Genomic DNA, 16,992 nt, shown 5'->3' with positions numbered 1-16,992 from the left:
TTGGAAAAACACCCTCACAAATAGTTTACGCTACGATGTTTCAGGTGGTATGATTATTGCTCAATATATAAGCGAAAGTTAGCCGTATCAAACTATATTAATTATGAAGAATACTGTACTGTGGGTAATAATGGTAATACAATTAATGTCTTTAAGGTCATATTGCCAAAGCAATTATGTGTCTACGACCCCATCTTCAGCTACACCCGGCTCTGACAATACCTTAGTAGGGGTAGGGGCAGGTAACCTTAATATGAGTGGGGCGAGCAATCTATTCATTGGGCGTGGCACAGGTGTTCAAAATATGGCTGGGACACAAAATGTATTCATGGGTGCTTCCGCAGGTAATTTGAATACTTCCGGACTAGGAAACTCATTTGTTGGCTATAGCGCTGGTCTTAGTAACACGAGTGGAAATAACAATACATTTATAGGCTCGTCAGCTGGCAACACAAATGGTATAGGATACAACAATGCTTTCTTAGGAAGCAAGGCTGGCTTTTTCAATACATCCGGTTATAATAATTCATTCTTGGGAACTGGGGCTGGTTACGCCAACACAACAGGATATGAAAACACATTTATTGGAGCTGATGCTGGTTCCGCTAATACTACTGGTAAAGAGAACGTATTTATTGGCTCCCTCTCTGGAGCCAATAATAGTGAAGGCGTAGGAAACGTTTTTGTAGGTTTATCGACAGGTCAATCTAATAGTTCAGGGGCATTTAACGTTAGTCTTGGATATACTTCTGGGTTTAGTAATACCTCTGGATTTAATAACGTGTTTATAGGCCAGCGTACAGGATATACCAACTCAACGGGTACTTGTAATCTGTTTATTGGTTCTTATTCAGGTTATTCCAATACAGTTGGTGGTTATAACACCTTTATGGGTAACTCGTCTGGACAGAATAATACAACTGGCTTTAATAACGTATTTCTAGGCAATGGTTCTGGTTTAAATAGCAAAACTGGCGACCAAAATTTATTTCTGGGCTTAGCTTCCGGATTTAATAATGATAGTGGAAATAAAAATATTTTTTTGGGATCGTATACAGGACAATACAATAAAACTGGAAATCTAAATGTATTCATTGGTGATGGAGCAGGATCGACTGCTGCAAGGCCAAACGTAACTAACTCTACTGCCATTGGCGCTAACGCAATGGTTAAGGCAGATAACAGTGTTGTATTGGGCGATACATCTAATGTTAATGTTGGGATAGGTACGAGCGCACCTAAAAACAGACTAGAGATTAGAGCCTTGTCATCCAACAGTAGTGGTCTGCGATTCACGAATTTAACGTCAGCATCCAGTGCTTCAGCCTTGAATCAAACTAAGTTTTTAACTGTGAATGCACAGGGTGACGTTGTTCTGGGTAGTATTGGTGGATCTGGCCGTGTTGCTGCCTCGGAAACAGAGGTTCTATGGTCTACAGATGGCAATAACATTCAAAACACAAATGAGGGGGGAGTTGTCATTGGACCGGGTGTGGGAAAAACACCAGCCGGTTATCGATTGTATGTAGCCGATGGTATTCTGACTGAAAAGGTTAAAGTAGCTGTTAAAAGTACAGATGACTGGTCGGACCGCGTGTTTGAGCCTGGATACAAACTCCGTAGCCTGAGACAGGTAGAAAAATACATCAACCAAGAGAAGCATTTACCTGGTGTTCCTTCTGCCGAAGAAGTTGTTAAGGAAGGTGTGGACGTTGGCAAAATGCATGCCAAATTGCTTGAAAAGGTTGAAGAACTTACGTTATACGTGATTGAACTGAAAAAGCAAAATGATGAATTAAAGCATAAGAGCACGTTGTTGGAAAAACGAATGAACAAATTGCAGGCTAAAACGAGCAAATAATATGAAACTACTACTGACTTTGGCAGGGTGTTGTTTGTCTTTAGCTGCAGTTGCTCAGACATTGCCACAATCATTGCGAATCCAATTAAACTATGAAAGATCAGGCCGGTTCTTAGAACAGGCTGTCGAAACAATAGATGCGGTTAGTTTGGTAGGAGCCACAAGTCGAGTAAACTTTGAGGCAGGACATTCCATAACTTTAACCCCTGGTTTTGAGACGCAGCGGGGCAGCTTATTCACTGCTGAGATAAAGCCTGTAGCGAATAGCGAGTCCGAAGTTTCGTTAAAACTAAAAGCTTACCCGAATCCTTTTGAGCAATCAACAACTATAGATTATTATCTACCTGCCGCTGGAAAAGTGAATTTATGGATTACTGACGCACAGGGTAAAATTGTTGGCCAATTAGTAAATGACGAAAACCAGTCTGCTGGGCGGCATAAAATAGAATGGCAGGCGGGCACATTAGCTGAGGGAATATACATACCTATAGTTGAATCGAACCAGAAAAAAGCAGTCACTCGCGTTGTCAAGAAGTGACCAGTGAATTAAATATTGGAGCAATAAAAGAGGTCCGTTTCTAAAAACGGACCTCTTTTTATTTGTGCTTGATTAGTTTTGCGTTGACATACCTTCAAAAATAAAGCAATTCATTTCAAAGTGAAGTGCATATTACTAATGCACCTTCCTTTGCTCACTCTATACTAATCGCTCAATGCACACTTGCGCAAGGTCAAGCTTTGTAATCGCTTTACTAATCATCTTTATTGATTACTCATGTTTGTTGGCTCAACCAATACGTAAACCTACAAAATACTCCGCTGAAGCTGGTGCATACTTTTCTTCATCAACAGAAACTCCTTTTTGGTTACGGGCAAACCAGTATGGGATTGTCTCAAATCAATCACCCTTTACAACGCTTAGGGCTGGTGTGTATGGAGAATATGACACGTCCAGACATAGCACAGGCCTATGGAGCAAGTCAAAATTCGATTTCGCATATGGGTTAAACGTAGTAGCAAATATTGAAAAGAACAAGTTGTCTTACGAACGGCCAATACTACTCCCTGAAGCTTATGTAAAAGTTAGACGGGGCATTTTTGAAGCTTACATAGGTCGACAGCGGGAGAAATTTGGCCTTGCCGATTCAAACTTGTCTACAGGATCATATGCATGGTCAGGCAATGCCATACCCATTCCTAAAATTCAGGTTTCAATACCGGATTTTACGCCGATCGGTTTTACAAAAGGGTGGTTGGCAATCCAAGGTACATATGCACATGGATTTTTGAGCGCTTCTGGATATGTGCGTAATACGATGTTACATCAAAAGTCACTTTATCTTCGATTAGGCCGTATAACAAGTACAGTTAAATTATATGGTGGATTTAACCATCAGGTTGTATGGGGCGGCCAATCAGATAAGTTGATAGGTACTGGCTTAGTACCTAGTGATGGTCGTTTACCATCGAGTCTGCGTGATTATTATTATGTTGTGGTTGGTGATCGGAATAGTCGTACAGATTCCAGCGCATATACTTATTTTGAGATCACCAACCGGGTTGGGAACCACTTAGGAACGATCGATTTGGGCGCTGAGATTGATCTGGTAAGACATACTTTATTTTTTTATCGTCAGAATATCTATGAAGATGGGTCATTATTCAGCTTAATAAATATAGCTGACGGTCTAAATGGTGTTCGTATTCGACGAAATGACCCTAGAGCTGTTGTGAGAGACATCGTTATTGAATTTTTAAATACTACCAGCCAAGGTGGGCCAGAGTTTATTATAAATGATCCTTTAAAACGAGGTAAAGATGATTACTTCAATCATCAACAATATAGAGATGGATGGGCCTATCGGCAGCATACGATAGGAACGCCTTTTATTCCACCAGCCTTGGGGCCTCAGGATCAATATCCAAGTGGCACATTTACAGCTAATAACCGTGTTTATGTGTTTCATACGGGTATTGCCGGTAGTTTACCCGTTCGTGGGCGAGCTCTTGAGGGCGCATTGGCCTATCAGGTGAAGCTGTCATATAGCCGAAATCTGGGTACCTATAATAACCCTTTTAATTCACCCCGCGATCAATTTTCTGCTTATGCCTCTGTGGTAGCACCCCTAAATGTTTTAGGGGGCATTCACCTCACTGCAACACTTGCAGCCGATGCCGGTACGCTTTATCAAAATAGCGTTGGTACATTTATCAGCATCCGCAAGATATGGCAAACTACGGCTCGGTAGTAATCACCCATTAGGTAGAAAGGGTATATCAAACTTTTTTAAGAGGGTATTTGTCGCTAATTTGCGCTCTTTCGTCCTGAACCGTAAGATAACATTAGTAAAGGCACATCGGTTATTAATCTTACTTTTAACGTATTGTTTTTAGTAACAATGTTTCTGTTGCCAGCTCCAGCTATATCGATCGGTAAAATTTAGAGGAATGAGGCATCGCTATTCCATATTGTTTTTTCCACTTCACGTAATCGTTGATTTCCTTAGCTTAAACATAGCTTTTGTAGGGGCCTATTTTGCCAAATTTCAGCAGATTGACTCGGTTTTAGATGAACCCTATTCAACACTCCTGACCTTATTTAACCTTATCTGGTTACTTGAGGTGCTGGTTCTCAAGCCCTACATATATCCTCGGCAACTTTTTAAGGCGTACAACCTTATACAGAAATTAGTCGTTCTGATGGCTATTCACGTCGCTATCATTTCTATATACTGGGTCGCTGTAAAAGGGTATTATTATTCAAGGGAGCATCTATTAATCACCTATCTGCTGTTTACGGGTCTGGCATCGGCTTTTCGTTTGGGAAGTTTACTGTTTCTACGCGAGTACCGAAGTCGGGGCTACAATAACCGGCGTTATGTGATTGTGGGGTATGGCAAACTAGCAGCCTCCATCCAGAGCTTCTATGATGCCCACCCGGAGATGGGCTTTCGTTTTCAGGGCTATTTCGATCAGCCAAACAGCGAAAACAGGCATATTCTTAGGGGGAGTTATGATGATCTCTCAAGGTTTATAGAAAGGGAGCGAATAGACTGCGTGTATTGCTGCATGCCCTATATTGATAATGATCGGTTAAAAATGATAACCGAAAATGCCGAAGTGGTCGATTATCAGGTAAAGTTGCTGGTAGACTTCAGAGGGTTCCTGGCTCGTGGGGCATCGGTCGAATACCATGATTTTTTGCCTGTTTTGAGCCTGTCTTCGCAGATGTTGGCTGACTTTCAGGTAAATACATTAAAGCGCTCATTTGATATTCTGTTTTCAGTTGCTGCGCTAGGCTTAGGCATGCCGTTGTTTCTGCTTCTGGCCCTGATTACCAAATTCACCTCGTCGGGCCCTATTTTTTATGCCCAGGAACGCATTGGGAAAGGCGGAAAACCATTCAACATCTATAAGTTTCGGAGTATGTATGTTGACTCCGAGAAGTCGGGGCCGGTCTTATCAGGTGGTTTGCTCGATGATCGCATTACACCCTGGGGCCGATTTATGCGTCGTACCCGGCTTGATGAAGTGCCTCAGTTTTATAATGTGCTGGTGGGTGACATGTCGGTTGTAGGTCCCAGGCCGGAGCGACAGTATTTTATCGACCAGATCGTTGAAATTGCTCCGGAATACAGATCCCTCTTGAAGGTAAAACCCGGCATTACCTCTATCGGTCAGATTAAATACGGCTATGCTGCCAACCTGGAAGAGATGGTCCAGCGGCTCCGGTACGACCTTCTTTATCCCAGACGCCGGTCGTTTTTGTTCGATATGTGGATCATTGCCCAAACACTTCGGGTAATGGCTCAGGGCCGGGGCAAATGATTGCTGCTTTATACTCAACGAATTATTGGCCTGTCTTTTATGCGATGTTTATCTTGGAGAGTCTGCTTCGGGCTGGCTTTTGCTGTCAATTGTATTGACGTTCATGCACAGCGCGTCAGTCAATATCAGGTAGAGACAGGTGTGCTGGCATCATCAGATCAAACCCCGTTCTGGCTGCGGGCCAATCAATACGGAGTTGTTCCGTTGCAAAATCCTGCCTTTCGCATAAACGCTGCCATTTTTTCAGATTATCGGCGTGCCGATAGCACAGGGTATAGACCAAAAATAGACTGGGGATATGGTCTTAACGTGGTTACCAATGTAGGGGCTACCAATCAGATTCTTCTGCCGGAAGCCTACACAAAAGGGCGTCTGGGTGCTTTTGAACTCTATGCCGGCCGACGCCGTGAGGTAGTCGGTCTGGTTGACACGCTGCTGACAAGTGGTTCGTATATCTGGTCGGGCAATGCGTTGCCCATGCCGAAAATTCAGCTTGCCATTCCCCAATTCACCCCCATTCCATTGACGGGGGGAGTCTTGTCGGTTATGGGCACCTTTTCTCATGGCTGGTTTGAAAACGAAGGCCGGTTGGTGCAAGGGTCGTATCTACATCAATCCTCTTTGTATGGCCGTTTAGGGAAACCATCCTGGCGAGTCCGGTTCTATGGCGGCTTCAACCACCAGGTTATGTGGGCCGGACATTCTGATTATTTGGACAATACGGTGTCCGTAAATGGCAATTTACCCTCAGCAATCAAATATTTTCCAGCTGTCGTGTTGGGTTCGCGAAACCCATTTCCTGAAGACCAGGCTCTCACATCAATTTCCCGTTTTGACGATAACCGTATCGGTAATCACCTTGGCTCGATTGATTTTGCTTTTGAGGTTAATTTAAACCGCTGGAATGTATTTGCTTACCGTCAATTTATGTACGACGATGGATCGCTGTTTTACGGTACCAATCTGGATGACGGGTTAAATGGGCTTCGTATACGCAATCGGGATCAGCCAACCGGTTCTCTGTTTTTTTTGAAGCAACTGACTTTCGAGTACCTGTTTACAGGGAGTCAGGGTGGTGATTTATTCATCCTTGAGGATCCGCAGCGTAGAGGACGGGATGATTATTTTAACAATAGCCAGTTTATTGATGGCTGGACGTACGTTGGGCGCACGATTGGAACGCCTTTTCTGACGCCACAAAAAGAAGTGAATCCGGCTCTGCCCAACCGGTATGCGATTGCAAACAACAGAGTGAGTGCTTTTCATGTTGGATTAAGTGCTCTGGTACTGGATAAGGTCGATGTGACGACCCGTTTGTCCTATAGCCGTAACGCTGGCACGTACGCTATTCCTTATTTAACTATTCCTGCCCAATTCTCTGGTTTGCTGACGGCTTCAGTGCCAATAGGGTTATTTGGCGGAACGACACTGAATGGTTCAGTTGCCGTAGACGCCGGTGAGCTATTGCCCAATAGTGTGGGAGCCTATATCGGGTTGCGCAAAACAGGGGTGCTGGGCGGGCGTAAACGGGCAATTGTTTCACCCCGCACACTTTTCTAAATAAGAAAAGGGGGCCACTAGCAAAATTTCACGCCATTTTAACTGATTTAGCCATCGGGTCTGGTGTACAACAACTATTTTTGTTAGATCTTATTTTATATAGTAACAGTACAATTAATTTGGTGGGTTTGGATGGTGCAGATGAATCGCTTCTGGAGTTGGGTTAGTTTATTGGTACTAGTTGGTGTAGGCGTATCCTGCGGGCAGGACCAGAAGAACCTCAATCAGTCGGCGCGTGCGTTGCGGAACTGCGCGGATGAGCAGAGTTTGACCACTTCTCAGCAAAATGCCATCCGGGAGCAGATAAACGCCGATGAGAAAACCCGAAAAATCGAGGAAATTTTCCGGCAAAAGGTACGGGGTGGCCTGAACGGTAATGTTCTGGTGGCACAAAAAGGCATGGTGCTCTACAAAAAGTGCTTTGGCCTAGGGCATTTTGAACGCAACCAGCGCGACACACTCGTCGATGATTCCAAGTTTCAGTTAGCCTCTTTATCCAAGACATTCACCGCTGTTGGTACGCTCAAACTGATTGAAGCCGGGAAAATCTCTTTCGATGATACCATCCAGAAGTTCTATCCCGATTTCCCGTATCATGGCATCACGGTTCGCAATCTGTTAAGCCACCGCAGTGGCTTGCCGAATTACCAGTATGCCTTTGACGACAGCATGAAGGTGAATTTTTATAAGCGGGAAAAGCCGTATCCGTCAAACGCAACCATTATGCACTGGTTCGCTACGGTAAAGCCAACTCCCAAGCCTTATAACATTCCCGGCCGGGGCTTCAGCTACAGCAATACGAACTACATGGTGCTGGCGTCGATCATCGAAAAAGCCACCGGCCAGAGCTACGAGGCCTTCATCCACAAGAATATATTTGAGCCGCTGGGCATGCACCAGACATTTGTGGCCACTACGAAAAACGATTCCATCAACCACCATCGAACGGCGGGCTATCAATGGAATCGACGGATTCCAAAAGATTATTATGATGACGTGGTGGGCGATAAAGGCATCTATTCAACCACTGGTGATCTGTTTCGATGGTATCGGGCGCTGAATGGCGACTGTCTGTTGCCTAAGAAAATGCTCGCCGAGGCTTTTATTCCCCGCAGCTTTGAGAAAAAAGGCGCTAAGAATTATGGATATGGCTTCCGGATGATGCTGAACGATACCAAGCAGCCCGAGTACATCTACCATTCCGGCTGGTGGAAAGGCTACAATACCATGTTCTGGTTTAGTCCGAAAGACGAATACGTGATCATTATCCTTGGCAATCGGTACAATACAACGGTTTATCAGGTGAAAGAGCTGATCGAGGTTTTGCATAGTGGTAGTCCCTCAAAAGTATCTGCCGACGAAAGCGAAGTGGAAATATGAGTAGAGCCGACCGGAAGGTCGGCTTTTTCTGTTTTACACGTAAATGCTGCTCCCGGAGCAATTTCTCTCCATGCGTTCCTTATTGCTTAGTATGCTGCTGGCCACTGCCGTTCCTCAAGTTGCTTCATCGCAGGAAATAACCAAACTCTGGCACGATGGGGCTGTTCCCAACGCTATTGCGGGGGCGCAGATCACCGAGAAATCGGAAACCGATGCGAATGGTATTCTGCGTATCAGTAATGTATCCGTGCCGACGATTACGGCCTATCTGCCCTCAAATGACAAAGCCACTGGTGCGGCTGTTATGATCTGTCCGGGTGGAGGGTATGGTATTCTGGCTGCCAGCCACGAGGGGTCGGATGTGGCCCGCTGGTTTAATGAGATGGGCGTGGCGGCTTTTGTGCTTAAATACCGCTTACCGAATCCGGCCATCATGACCAACCAGCAGGAGGTACCGCTGATGGATGCCATGCAGGGAATGCTGTTAATTCGCCAAAGTGCAGCCCGTTATGGCATCGACCCGAACAAGATTGGGGTGATGGGTTTTTCGGCGGGCGGACACCTGGCCTCTACCCTTGCCACGCATTATAATAAAGGACCTAAGGCGAACGAGCAGGCTAAGCCGAACTTTGCCATTTTACTATATCCCGTTATCACCTTTGGCGAAAAGGCGCATGGTGGTTCGCGGAATAACCTATTGGGTAAACTGGCGTCGTCGCCTGACATGGTTGCCTACTATTCCAATGAGTTGCAGGTGACCAGTCAAACACCGCCCACGTTTCTGGTCCATGCCGAGGATGACAAAGCTGTTCCCGTTGAAAACAGCATCAGTTTCTACCTATCATGCCTGAAAAATGGGGTACCTGCCGAAATGCACCTGTACCCAACCGGAGGCCATGGTTTCGGGCTCCGAACGGCGAAGTTCGGGTCGCTCAACACCTGGCCGGAAGCCTGTAAGGCGTGGTTGACCAGCCTGATTGCCGCTAAATAAACAGGCGTATTTGACTAAAATAAATTGATTAACCACAGAGGCACGGAGAGCACAGAGATTAACTGCCAAACGAACATGGCTTTAATCTCTGTGCTCTCCGTGCCTCTGTGGTTAAAATTTTCTGTTTTGTGTGATTACGCGAACAAACGCTTGAAATCAATAGAGATCTCCAGCCCTCTGTGTTCAATACCCTAAACCCGTAGAAACGTTTTCTTTATATAGAGAAAATACAGAAACGCCCATTTTACGGCTAGATAAGCAATGACGCCACCCACGGCCTGAATGGGTTCGCTAAAGAAATGCAGCAGGCCCCAGAAAAGAAAATGGGTGGCGTATTCGAAGTCAATCACTGTTTCGGCCAGGTAAATAAGAATGGAGTTCATGCCGATGACAATGAAAAAGAACGTCCACCAGCGACTGTTTTTTACGTCGACGATCCAGTAAAACAAACTTAGGATCAATAGGCTCCAGCCCCCGGCAACCAACACGAAGGAACTGGTCCAGAGGTTTTTGTTCACCGGAAAGACCAGGTCCCATAGCCAGCCTACTGCCACACAGCTAATACCTGCCAAAACGAGTCTCAGCGTTTTTTGGGAATCCGGGAGACCTTGTTTACGCAGTACGGTGCCTGCGAAAATGCCCAGCAGCCCCGTGCAGATGGCGGGTAAGGTAGACAGTAGGCCTTCCGGATCGTGAACAACTTTATGCAGTCGGCCAGGCATCAATAGCCGGTCAATATAACCCACCAGACTTCCTTCCATGGTTAGATTTCCGGACCCGAAACCGGGTACCGGAACCAGCTTGAGTAATGCCCAGTAGAGGAGTAGGATGCCAACGAAGATACCGTACCGGGCCCGTTCGTTCCGGACGTAGAGATAGATGAGTTGCGCAAACATACCTGCCAGGCCAATACGGGCCAGTACGCTGCCAAAACGCATGTCGGCCAGCGGTTTTGTAAACAGGCCGTTGTTATAAATAAAGCCCAGAATTACTAAAATCAGCCCGCGTGTGATGACTTTGCGGGCCAGCAGGCCTTTGTCGGTTCCTTTGGCCAGCCGACTGCCGAGCGAATAAGGCGTGGAGACCCCTGCGAGGAACAGGAACAAAGGAAAGATGCAGTCATAGGGTCGAAAGCCATTCCAGTCGACATGCGTAAATTGGTCAGCCATAAAAATGGCCCATGTCCAGCCGGTTGTTTTGGCCAGCACATGAAAAATTTCTTCTCCGCCCATAATCCAGAACATATCGAAGCCCCGCAGCGCATCGAGCGATAAAAGACGCCGGACTGGGGCTGGTTGAAGAAGGGCTGGTTCCTGAAGAGTAGAGGTTTCGTTCTGCATAGACTAATAAAGCGGGAGGCAGAACAAGAATAGGCATAAAAAGAGGCTTAATCAACCGGACACGGTTTGATTAAGCCTCTTTTTAATGGATAAGGGCAACTTTTGCCAGTCTACAGACTTATTTGTCGTTCAGGATAAGAGGCACATTACCCCGGCTTCCCATAATCACGATTTTAGCATTGGGCGACGCAGCCAGTTCGCGTTGTGCTTTAATCTGCTCATACTGGAGCTGTTTATCACTCAGGCCCGTAGAAATGATCTGCTGGTAATCGGCAATGCCCTGAGCTTCGACCCGCTTTCGTTCGGCTTCCTGCTTCTCTTTCTGCAGCACGAACTGCATTTTCTGGGCATCCTGCTCGGCATTGATTTTCGACTCGATGGTTTTCTTGACGGAAGCGGGCAAATCGATGTTCCGGATCAGCAACTGCTCCAGCATAAGCCCCCGTTTCTGAAAATCGGCTTCGATCGTCTTATAGATTCGGGTTTGAAACTCGTCGCGCCGGGTCGAATACAACGCCACGGCATCGTAATAAACCGCATTGTCGCGGATACGCGTGCGGGTAATGGGACGAACAACCTTATCGGTATAATCCGTACCAATCTGGCTGTAAATTTTTGGAGCATCGGCCGCTACGACCCGATACAGGACCGTAAGGTCAATGACGACTTCCAACCCATCGGCGGTAAGCACCCGGATCGCATCATCGCCTGACTTCTGTCCCTCGTCGTGCGAGGCCGACATAGTGTAGTTCTGGGTTTGCAGGTTAAACTCCGTTACGTTGGCCAGAGGATTGACAAAATTTAAACCGGAATTCAGGGTGCGGTCGCTCACATTACCGAAGAGCGATATAACGCCAACTTGTCCGGCATCGATTTGTCGTATGCTCGACGTGAGCAGACCCAGAACGATCAGGATAAGGCCAACAACTTTGGCAGGGCGCGAAAAGCGTGAAAACGTTAACGCAGGGGTATTGATGGCGAATCCAGCGACAAGCGCCAAAAAGCCAAGGACAATAAAAAACATAGTTCAGGTGGATAATAGCTAGTGACCTACGTTACAGAACGCAGGCTAAAGCTGGTTAGATTAAGACAGAAACGTGGTGTAATGCTAAAACCGGATGTGTTAGCGCTGTGGCGGAGTCATAGGAGAAGTGACGGTCAGAAGACGAAGCAAAAGTAGGTGATAATCAATTGCTAAAGTAAGGAAATCGGAAGAACGGGCGCCGGGTTTGTCAATCGGTTGCCGGGCCTGATGATGGATATTTAGGCACAAAAAAAAGGCATCCGGTACACTACCAGATGCCTTTCTTAACCACACTATTAACCCTTCAGTAGATTAGCGTGAAGTTTTTGAGCTCTTCTTCTTAGCAGGAGCTACAGCCGGAGCTGGAGCCGCAGCTGTTTCAGCAGCGGCAGCCGCAGAAACGACTTCACCTTTCAGGTAAAGAACGGCCTGGCCGGCTTCAGCGTTGCTGGTTACCGTTACTGATTTGTTGAATGGACCAGCTGCAGCCGCGTTATAGGTTGCCGAGATAGATCCGGTTTTGCCTGGCATGATTGGCTCGCGCGAGAAACTTGGCTTGGTGCAGCCGCAGGAAGCCTGTGCGTCATTGATGACAACTGGATCTGTACCCGTATTTTTGAATTCGAATACGTAGGTAACGGGTTTGCCTTGCTCAACTTTGCCGAAATCGTGCGTTTCTTTTGTAAATTTCAGAACTCCCTTTTGGGCGTAGCTGACAGCAACGAACATGAACAAAGCTACGAAAAGTGAAAAAGACTTTTTCATCAGAATAAACGGAATTATGGTTTGGTTTTAAAATACTAGGCCTTACGAACTATACCCGTAGCAAACAGTTTGCCAAAATGTTATGCTTTTCATTCGGTCAACAAATAAACTCAAAAAATCGTTTTTTTGAAAGCTGACTTGTTTTAGCTTACTTTTACTTTCGCTTGGTAATCGGCGGGTCCGCTACCAGCTACTTCATCGGTAAATTGATTGTTAGACAATTCCAATCCGTAGCTCTGTTGTGATAGCAAACGAACAACTCCGCTCGACTGATATTTTGAGTCGTGAAAAAATCTTATCAGATTATCGCCTGGCTTGCGAAAGCCGGCAGGTAAGCTTATTGGGTCGGCGTGATGTGATGGGGGGCAGAGCTAAGTTCGGCATTTTTGGTGATGGCAAAGAATTGGCCCAGCTGGCTGCCGCAAGTGTCTTTGACCGGGGCGATTTCCGGTCGGGCTATTACCGTGATCAAACATTTGTAGCCGCGCTCGGCGAACTTCGCTGGACTGAGTTTTTTGCGCAGCTCTATGCACATACTGACTTGGACGCTGAGCCCAATACCGCGGGCCGGTCCATGAATGGCCATTTTGCCACGCGCTGGCTGGATGAACAGGGGCTGTGGCGTAACCAGACTGAACTCTTTAACTCGGTTTGCGATATAGCGCCCACGGCGGGTCAGGTGCCCCGTGCCCTTGGGCTGGCTTATGCCTCCAAACTTTTTCGAAATAATCCCGCTTTGGGCGAGCTGACGAACTTCTCGCGCCATGGTAATGAAATCGTCTTTGCTACCATTGGCGATGCGTCGACCTCACAGGGTATGTTCTGGGAGGCCATGAATGCGGCCGGTGTCTTACAGGTACCACTGCTGATGTCGGTTTGGGACGATGGGTATGGTATTTCCGTGCCGGTCGAATACCAGACGATCAAAGGAAGTATTTCGAAAGCCCTGGCCGGTTTCCAGCGCGAGGGTGATGAAAAAGGCATGGAAATCTTTGCCGTTAAGGGGTGGGATTATCCGGCTTTACGGGAAACCTATCAGCAGGCCGCGCACATCTGCCGGACACAACACGTGCCGGTTTTGGTCCATGTGCAGGAGCTTACGCAGCCACAGGGACATTCATCCTCGGGCTCGCACGAACGATATAAATCGAAGCAGCGCCTGAACTGGGAGGCTGAACATGACTGTAATGCAGTCTTTCGCCAGTGGATCCTGGAAAATGGCTATGCCACTGCGGATGAGCTGGAAAGCATTGAAAAAGATGCCAAAGACGCAGCTAAGAAAGCCCGGCTGAGTGCGTGGGAGGCTTATCAGTCCTCCATGAAAAATGATTTTAACGATGCGCTGGATTTGCTTCAGCAAACGGCCCGGCATCATGCAAAATCGGCCGAGCTGATGGCCATTCGGGAAGAGCTCCGCAAAACATTCTCGCCCGTACGGCGCGATGCTGTCTCTGCTGTTCGGAAAGCGCTGCGCGTTTTGCGAGCCGATGCCGGAACGTCACGGCAGCGATTGAAGGACTGGCTCAGCCGGACAAATATTGAAAATACCGACCGCTTTAGCTCCCATTTATATAGTCAGTCGCCCGAATCGCCGATGCGTGTAAAGGGAGTGCCAGCCGTGTTTACGGACGACAGCCCGATGCTCGATGGCTATTTGCTGCTTCAGCATTACTTCGATAGTCTCTTTACCCGCGATCCCCGAATCGTCGCCTTAGGCGAAGATGTGGGCCAGATCGGAGATGTGAACCAGGGTTTTGCCGGGCTGCAGGAAAAATTCGGTGAGATACGCATTACCGATACGGGCATCCGCGAAACAACGATTATCGGTCAGGGCATCGGTATGGCAATGCGCGGCCTTCGGCCTATCGTTGAAATTCAGTATTTCGACTATGTCTATTACGCCCTGGCCACCCTCACCGATGATTTGGCTACCCTGCACTACCGGACGAAAGGCGGTCAGAAAGCGCCCCTGATTGTACGCACGCGCGGGCACCGTCTGGAAGGTATCTGGCATTCGGGTTCCCCAATGGGTACTATGTTGGGAAGCCTGCGCGGCCTGCATGTGCTGGTGCCGCGCAACATGACCCAGGCAGTCGGTTTTTACAATACGCTTATTAAAGGCGATGATCCGGCCCTGCTGATCGAATCGTTGAATGGCTACCGGCTGAAGGAAATGCTGCCCGCGAACCTGGATGAGTTCTGTGTGCCTCTGGGTGTGCCGGAGATACTGCGTACCGGCTCAGACCTGACCGTAGTGACCTACGGGTCCATGTGCCGCATCGTTATGGAGGCCGCTGCTCAGCTGGCCACGATGGGGATACAGGTTGAAGTGGTCGATGTACAAACGCTGCTGCCGTTCGATGTGCACCAGTGTATCGTTGACTCCATTAAAAAGACCAATCGCGTAATTTTTGCGGATGAAGATGTGCCGGGTGGCGCATCGGCCTATATGATGCAGCAGGTTGTAGAAGGGCAGGGTGCTTATCGCTACCTGGATTCGGCACCGGTAACGTTGTCGGCTAAAGCGCACCGGCCTTCTTATGGCTCTGACGGGGATTATTTCTCAAAGCCAAACGTTGATGACGTAATCGAGACCGTTTACGCCGTGATGAGCGAGGCCGAACCAGACCGGTTTCCAAAAATATAGCGAAACAATGAAAGAGTGAAAGAGCGAAGTCGGGTTGCCGGATCGGAGTGATCCTCGATAATAATCTTACACTCTTTCGCTCTTTCGTTCTTTCACTTTTTAAAATGTCCTATTTCAAAGACATACGATCAGGGATTCGAACAACGATAAAAGGATTGAGCCTTACGTTGCGTCACCTTCGGCATGCCACCAAACGCCGGACACCCGAGGGTATTGCCGATGCCAATTATTTCGATTTACAGAATGGTCTGGTAACCCTTCAGTACCCCAGCGAACAGTTGCCCATTCCCGACAATGGACGCTATCGGCTGCGTAATGAAATTGAAGACTGCATCGTTTGTGATAAATGTGCTAAGGTTTGTCCCGTCGACTGCATTACCATCGACGCGATCAAAGCCACGGAGGAAGTAGGGCGGGCGTCGGATGGATCGCCCATTCGGTTGTATGCCGCTAAATTTGACATTGACATGGCCAAATGTTGCTACTGCGGCCTATGCACGGTCGTTTGCCCGACCGAGTGCCTGACAATGGACAAGAAATTCGATTACAGTGAATTTGATCTGGGGAAGCTCACGTATCATTTTTCTGAATTGACGCCGGAAGAGGCCGATGAAAAGCGAACCTTGTATGAGCAGTTTGTCCGGGAAAAGGAAGAAGCTAAAGCCGCCCAACTGGCCGCTAAGGCAGCCGCAACGCCCGCCACAGCCGACGCCCCCGCTATAGCAAAACGGCCTGTGTTCCGGCCAACGGCTAAACCGAGTGCTCCGGCAACCCCACCCACCGAGCCCGCTAATTCCGAAGGGTCATCCATCGAACACCCGCTGACAGATGCCACGCCGGACGAGATGCAGCAGATTGCGCAGGGCGGTCTGGAAACCGTCAAACGACCGGTGTTTAAGCCAACGCAAAAACCCGCGACGAAGGTAACGGATGTGCCGACGGATGCCTCGCTAACTGCCCCATCTGATGCCGCTGAGCAACAGGAAGCGCCTGTAAAACCGGCTAAACCCGCTGGTTTTCGACCCAGCATGAAACCGCCGGTAGCTAAGGCGGTTGAGCCAGAGCCAACGCAGGAGGCACCGGCAGCCGCTGAACCTGTCAAGCCTAAGCCTGCTTTCCGGCCTACGATGAAGCCGCCCCAAACGGCTGTGACGGAGCCGCAGGCCGAACCGGCTGCTGCTGAACCTGCCGAAGCACCTAAGCCCAAACCGGCGGCTTTCCGGCCGACCATGAAGCCTGCCAAAGCGGCTGAGCCTACACCGGGCCAAGAAGCCGAAGCACCAAAACCTAAACCGGCCGCTTTTCGTCCGACGATGAAGCCTGCTCAACCGGCCGAGCCTGCTTCAGACGAGCCGGTTGATGTACCGAAGCCCAAACCGGCGGCCTTCCGTCCGACGATGAAGCCCGCTTCGGCACCACCGAAACCGGCCGAAGAAAGCCCTACAGCCGAACCGGATGCCTCCGTGACGGCTTCTGCGGAAGAAAAGCCCGTGGCACCGGTCGTTGAGCCGCCCAAGCCCAAACCCGCTTTTCGGCCCACGATGAAGCCCAAACCAAAATCAGACGACGAAACAGCTGCCTAATACATCCTAGTCC

The 16,992-nt window shown here is 48.1% G+C and carries 12 protein-coding genes; 9 read left to right on the top strand and 3 right to left on the bottom strand.

The window, feature by feature from the left end; translation table 11 throughout:
* Positions 1-103 precede the first annotated feature (103 nt).
* The 7 genes from ACYVK4_RS03940 (at position 104) to ACYVK4_RS03910 (ending at position 9,620) form a co-directional block, all read left to right on the top strand.
* Entirely contained in the window at positions 104-1,861 is a 1,758-nt protein-coding gene (locus tag ACYVK4_RS03940) for a beta strand repeat-containing protein (RefSeq protein WP_461126184.1), read from the top strand.
* 1 nt (position 1,862) lies between these two features.
* On the top strand, positions 1,863-2,399 hold the full coding sequence (locus tag ACYVK4_RS03935) for a T9SS type A sorting domain-containing protein (protein WP_461126183.1): 537 nt from the start codon (positions 1,863-1,865) through the stop codon (positions 2,397-2,399).
* Between the two features lie 175 nt (positions 2,400-2,574).
* The gene (locus ACYVK4_RS03930; RefSeq protein ID WP_461126182.1) at positions 2,575-4,110 is read left to right on the top strand and encodes a capsule assembly Wzi family protein; all 1,536 of its coding nucleotides are present in this window, start codon (positions 2,575-2,577) and stop codon (positions 4,108-4,110) included.
* 199 nt (positions 4,111-4,309) lie between these two features.
* On the top strand, positions 4,310-5,689 hold the full coding sequence (locus ACYVK4_RS03925; protein ID WP_461126181.1) for a sugar transferase: 1,380 nt from the start codon (positions 4,310-4,312) through the stop codon (positions 5,687-5,689).
* Between the two features lie 39 nt (positions 5,690-5,728).
* A complete protein-coding gene (locus ACYVK4_RS03920; protein ID WP_461126180.1) occupies positions 5,729-7,249 on the top strand; it encodes a capsule assembly Wzi family protein in 1,521 nt (506 codons plus the stop codon).
* 132 nt (positions 7,250-7,381) lie between these two features.
* Positions 7,382-8,629, top strand: coding sequence for a serine hydrolase domain-containing protein (locus ACYVK4_RS03915; RefSeq protein ID WP_461126179.1), 1,248 nt, complete (start codon positions 7,382-7,384; stop codon positions 8,627-8,629).
* Between the two features lie 70 nt (positions 8,630-8,699).
* On the top strand, positions 8,700-9,620 hold the full coding sequence (locus ACYVK4_RS03910; RefSeq protein WP_461126178.1) for an alpha/beta hydrolase: 921 nt from the start codon (positions 8,700-8,702) through the stop codon (positions 9,618-9,620).
* Positions 9,621-9,811: 191 nt separating this feature from the next.
* On the opposite strand, the gene ACYVK4_RS03905 is transcribed toward ACYVK4_RS03910, so the two are convergent.
* The 3 genes from ACYVK4_RS03905 to ACYVK4_RS03895 all read right to left on the bottom strand — a co-directional run bounded on the left by ACYVK4_RS03905 (position 9,812) and on the right by ACYVK4_RS03895 (position 12,749).
* Positions 9,812-10,960: an acyltransferase family protein gene (locus tag ACYVK4_RS03905; protein WP_461126177.1), complete on the bottom strand. Its 1,149-nt coding sequence runs from the start codon at positions 10,958-10,960 to the stop codon at positions 9,812-9,814.
* Between the two features lie 118 nt (positions 10,961-11,078).
* Positions 11,079-11,984, bottom strand: a complete 906-nt coding sequence (locus ACYVK4_RS03900) for a prohibitin family protein (RefSeq protein ID WP_461126176.1) — start codon at positions 11,982-11,984, stop codon at positions 11,079-11,081.
* Positions 11,985-12,296: 312 nt separating this feature from the next.
* A complete protein-coding gene (locus ACYVK4_RS03895; RefSeq protein WP_461126175.1) occupies positions 12,297-12,749 on the bottom strand; it encodes a DUF1573 domain-containing protein in 453 nt (150 codons plus the stop codon).
* Between the two features lie 241 nt (positions 12,750-12,990).
* On the opposite strand from ACYVK4_RS03895, the gene ACYVK4_RS03890 reads away from it, so the two are divergent.
* Positions 12,991-15,396, top strand: a complete 2,406-nt coding sequence (locus ACYVK4_RS03890; RefSeq protein WP_461126174.1) for an alpha-ketoacid dehydrogenase subunit alpha/beta — start codon at positions 12,991-12,993, stop codon at positions 15,394-15,396.
* A gap of 104 nt (positions 15,397-15,500) precedes the next feature.
* Positions 15,501-16,979 carry a 4Fe-4S dicluster domain-containing protein gene (locus tag ACYVK4_RS03885; protein WP_461126173.1) on the top strand — a complete coding sequence of 493 codons (1,479 nt, stop codon included), beginning with the start codon at positions 15,501-15,503 and terminating at the stop codon, positions 16,977-16,979.
* Positions 16,980-16,992 lie beyond the last annotated feature (13 nt).

The sequence above is a fragment of the Spirosoma aerophilum genome (genome assembly GCF_054782495.1).
This window is presented reverse-complemented; position numbering and strand designations above follow the sequence as displayed.

What these genes read in the sequence shown, in the direction of transcription:
- ACYVK4_RS03940 (WP_461126184.1), top strand. Translation starts at nt 104, where the DNA reads ATGAAGAATACTGTACTGTGGGTAATAATGGTAATACAATTAATGTCT.
- ACYVK4_RS03935 (WP_461126183.1), top strand. Translation starts at nt 1,863, where the DNA reads ATGAAACTACTACTGACTTTGGCAGGGTGTTGTTTGTCTTTAGCTGCA.
- ACYVK4_RS03930 (WP_461126182.1), top strand. Translation starts at nt 2,575, where the DNA reads ATGCACACTTGCGCAAGGTCAAGCTTTGTAATCGCTTTACTAATCATC.
- ACYVK4_RS03925 (WP_461126181.1), top strand. Translation starts at nt 4,310, where the DNA reads ATGAGGCATCGCTATTCCATATTGTTTTTTCCACTTCACGTAATCGTT.
- ACYVK4_RS03920 (WP_461126180.1), top strand. Translation starts at nt 5,729, where the DNA reads ATGCGATGTTTATCTTGGAGAGTCTGCTTCGGGCTGGCTTTTGCTGTC.
- ACYVK4_RS03915 (WP_461126179.1), top strand. Translation starts at nt 7,382, where the DNA reads ATGGTGCAGATGAATCGCTTCTGGAGTTGGGTTAGTTTATTGGTACTA.
- ACYVK4_RS03910 (WP_461126178.1), top strand. Translation starts at nt 8,700, where the DNA reads ATGCGTTCCTTATTGCTTAGTATGCTGCTGGCCACTGCCGTTCCTCAA.
- ACYVK4_RS03905 (WP_461126177.1), bottom strand. Translation starts at nt 10,960, where the DNA reads ATGCAGAACGAAACCTCTACTCTTCAGGAACCAGCCCTTCTTCAACCA.
- ACYVK4_RS03900 (WP_461126176.1), bottom strand. Translation starts at nt 11,984, where the DNA reads ATGTTTTTTATTGTCCTTGGCTTTTTGGCGCTTGTCGCTGGATTCGCC.
- ACYVK4_RS03895 (WP_461126175.1), bottom strand. Translation starts at nt 12,749, where the DNA reads ATGAAAAAGTCTTTTTCACTTTTCGTAGCTTTGTTCATGTTCGTTGCT.
- ACYVK4_RS03885 (WP_461126173.1), top strand. Translation starts at nt 15,501, where the DNA reads ATGTCCTATTTCAAAGACATACGATCAGGGATTCGAACAACGATAAAA.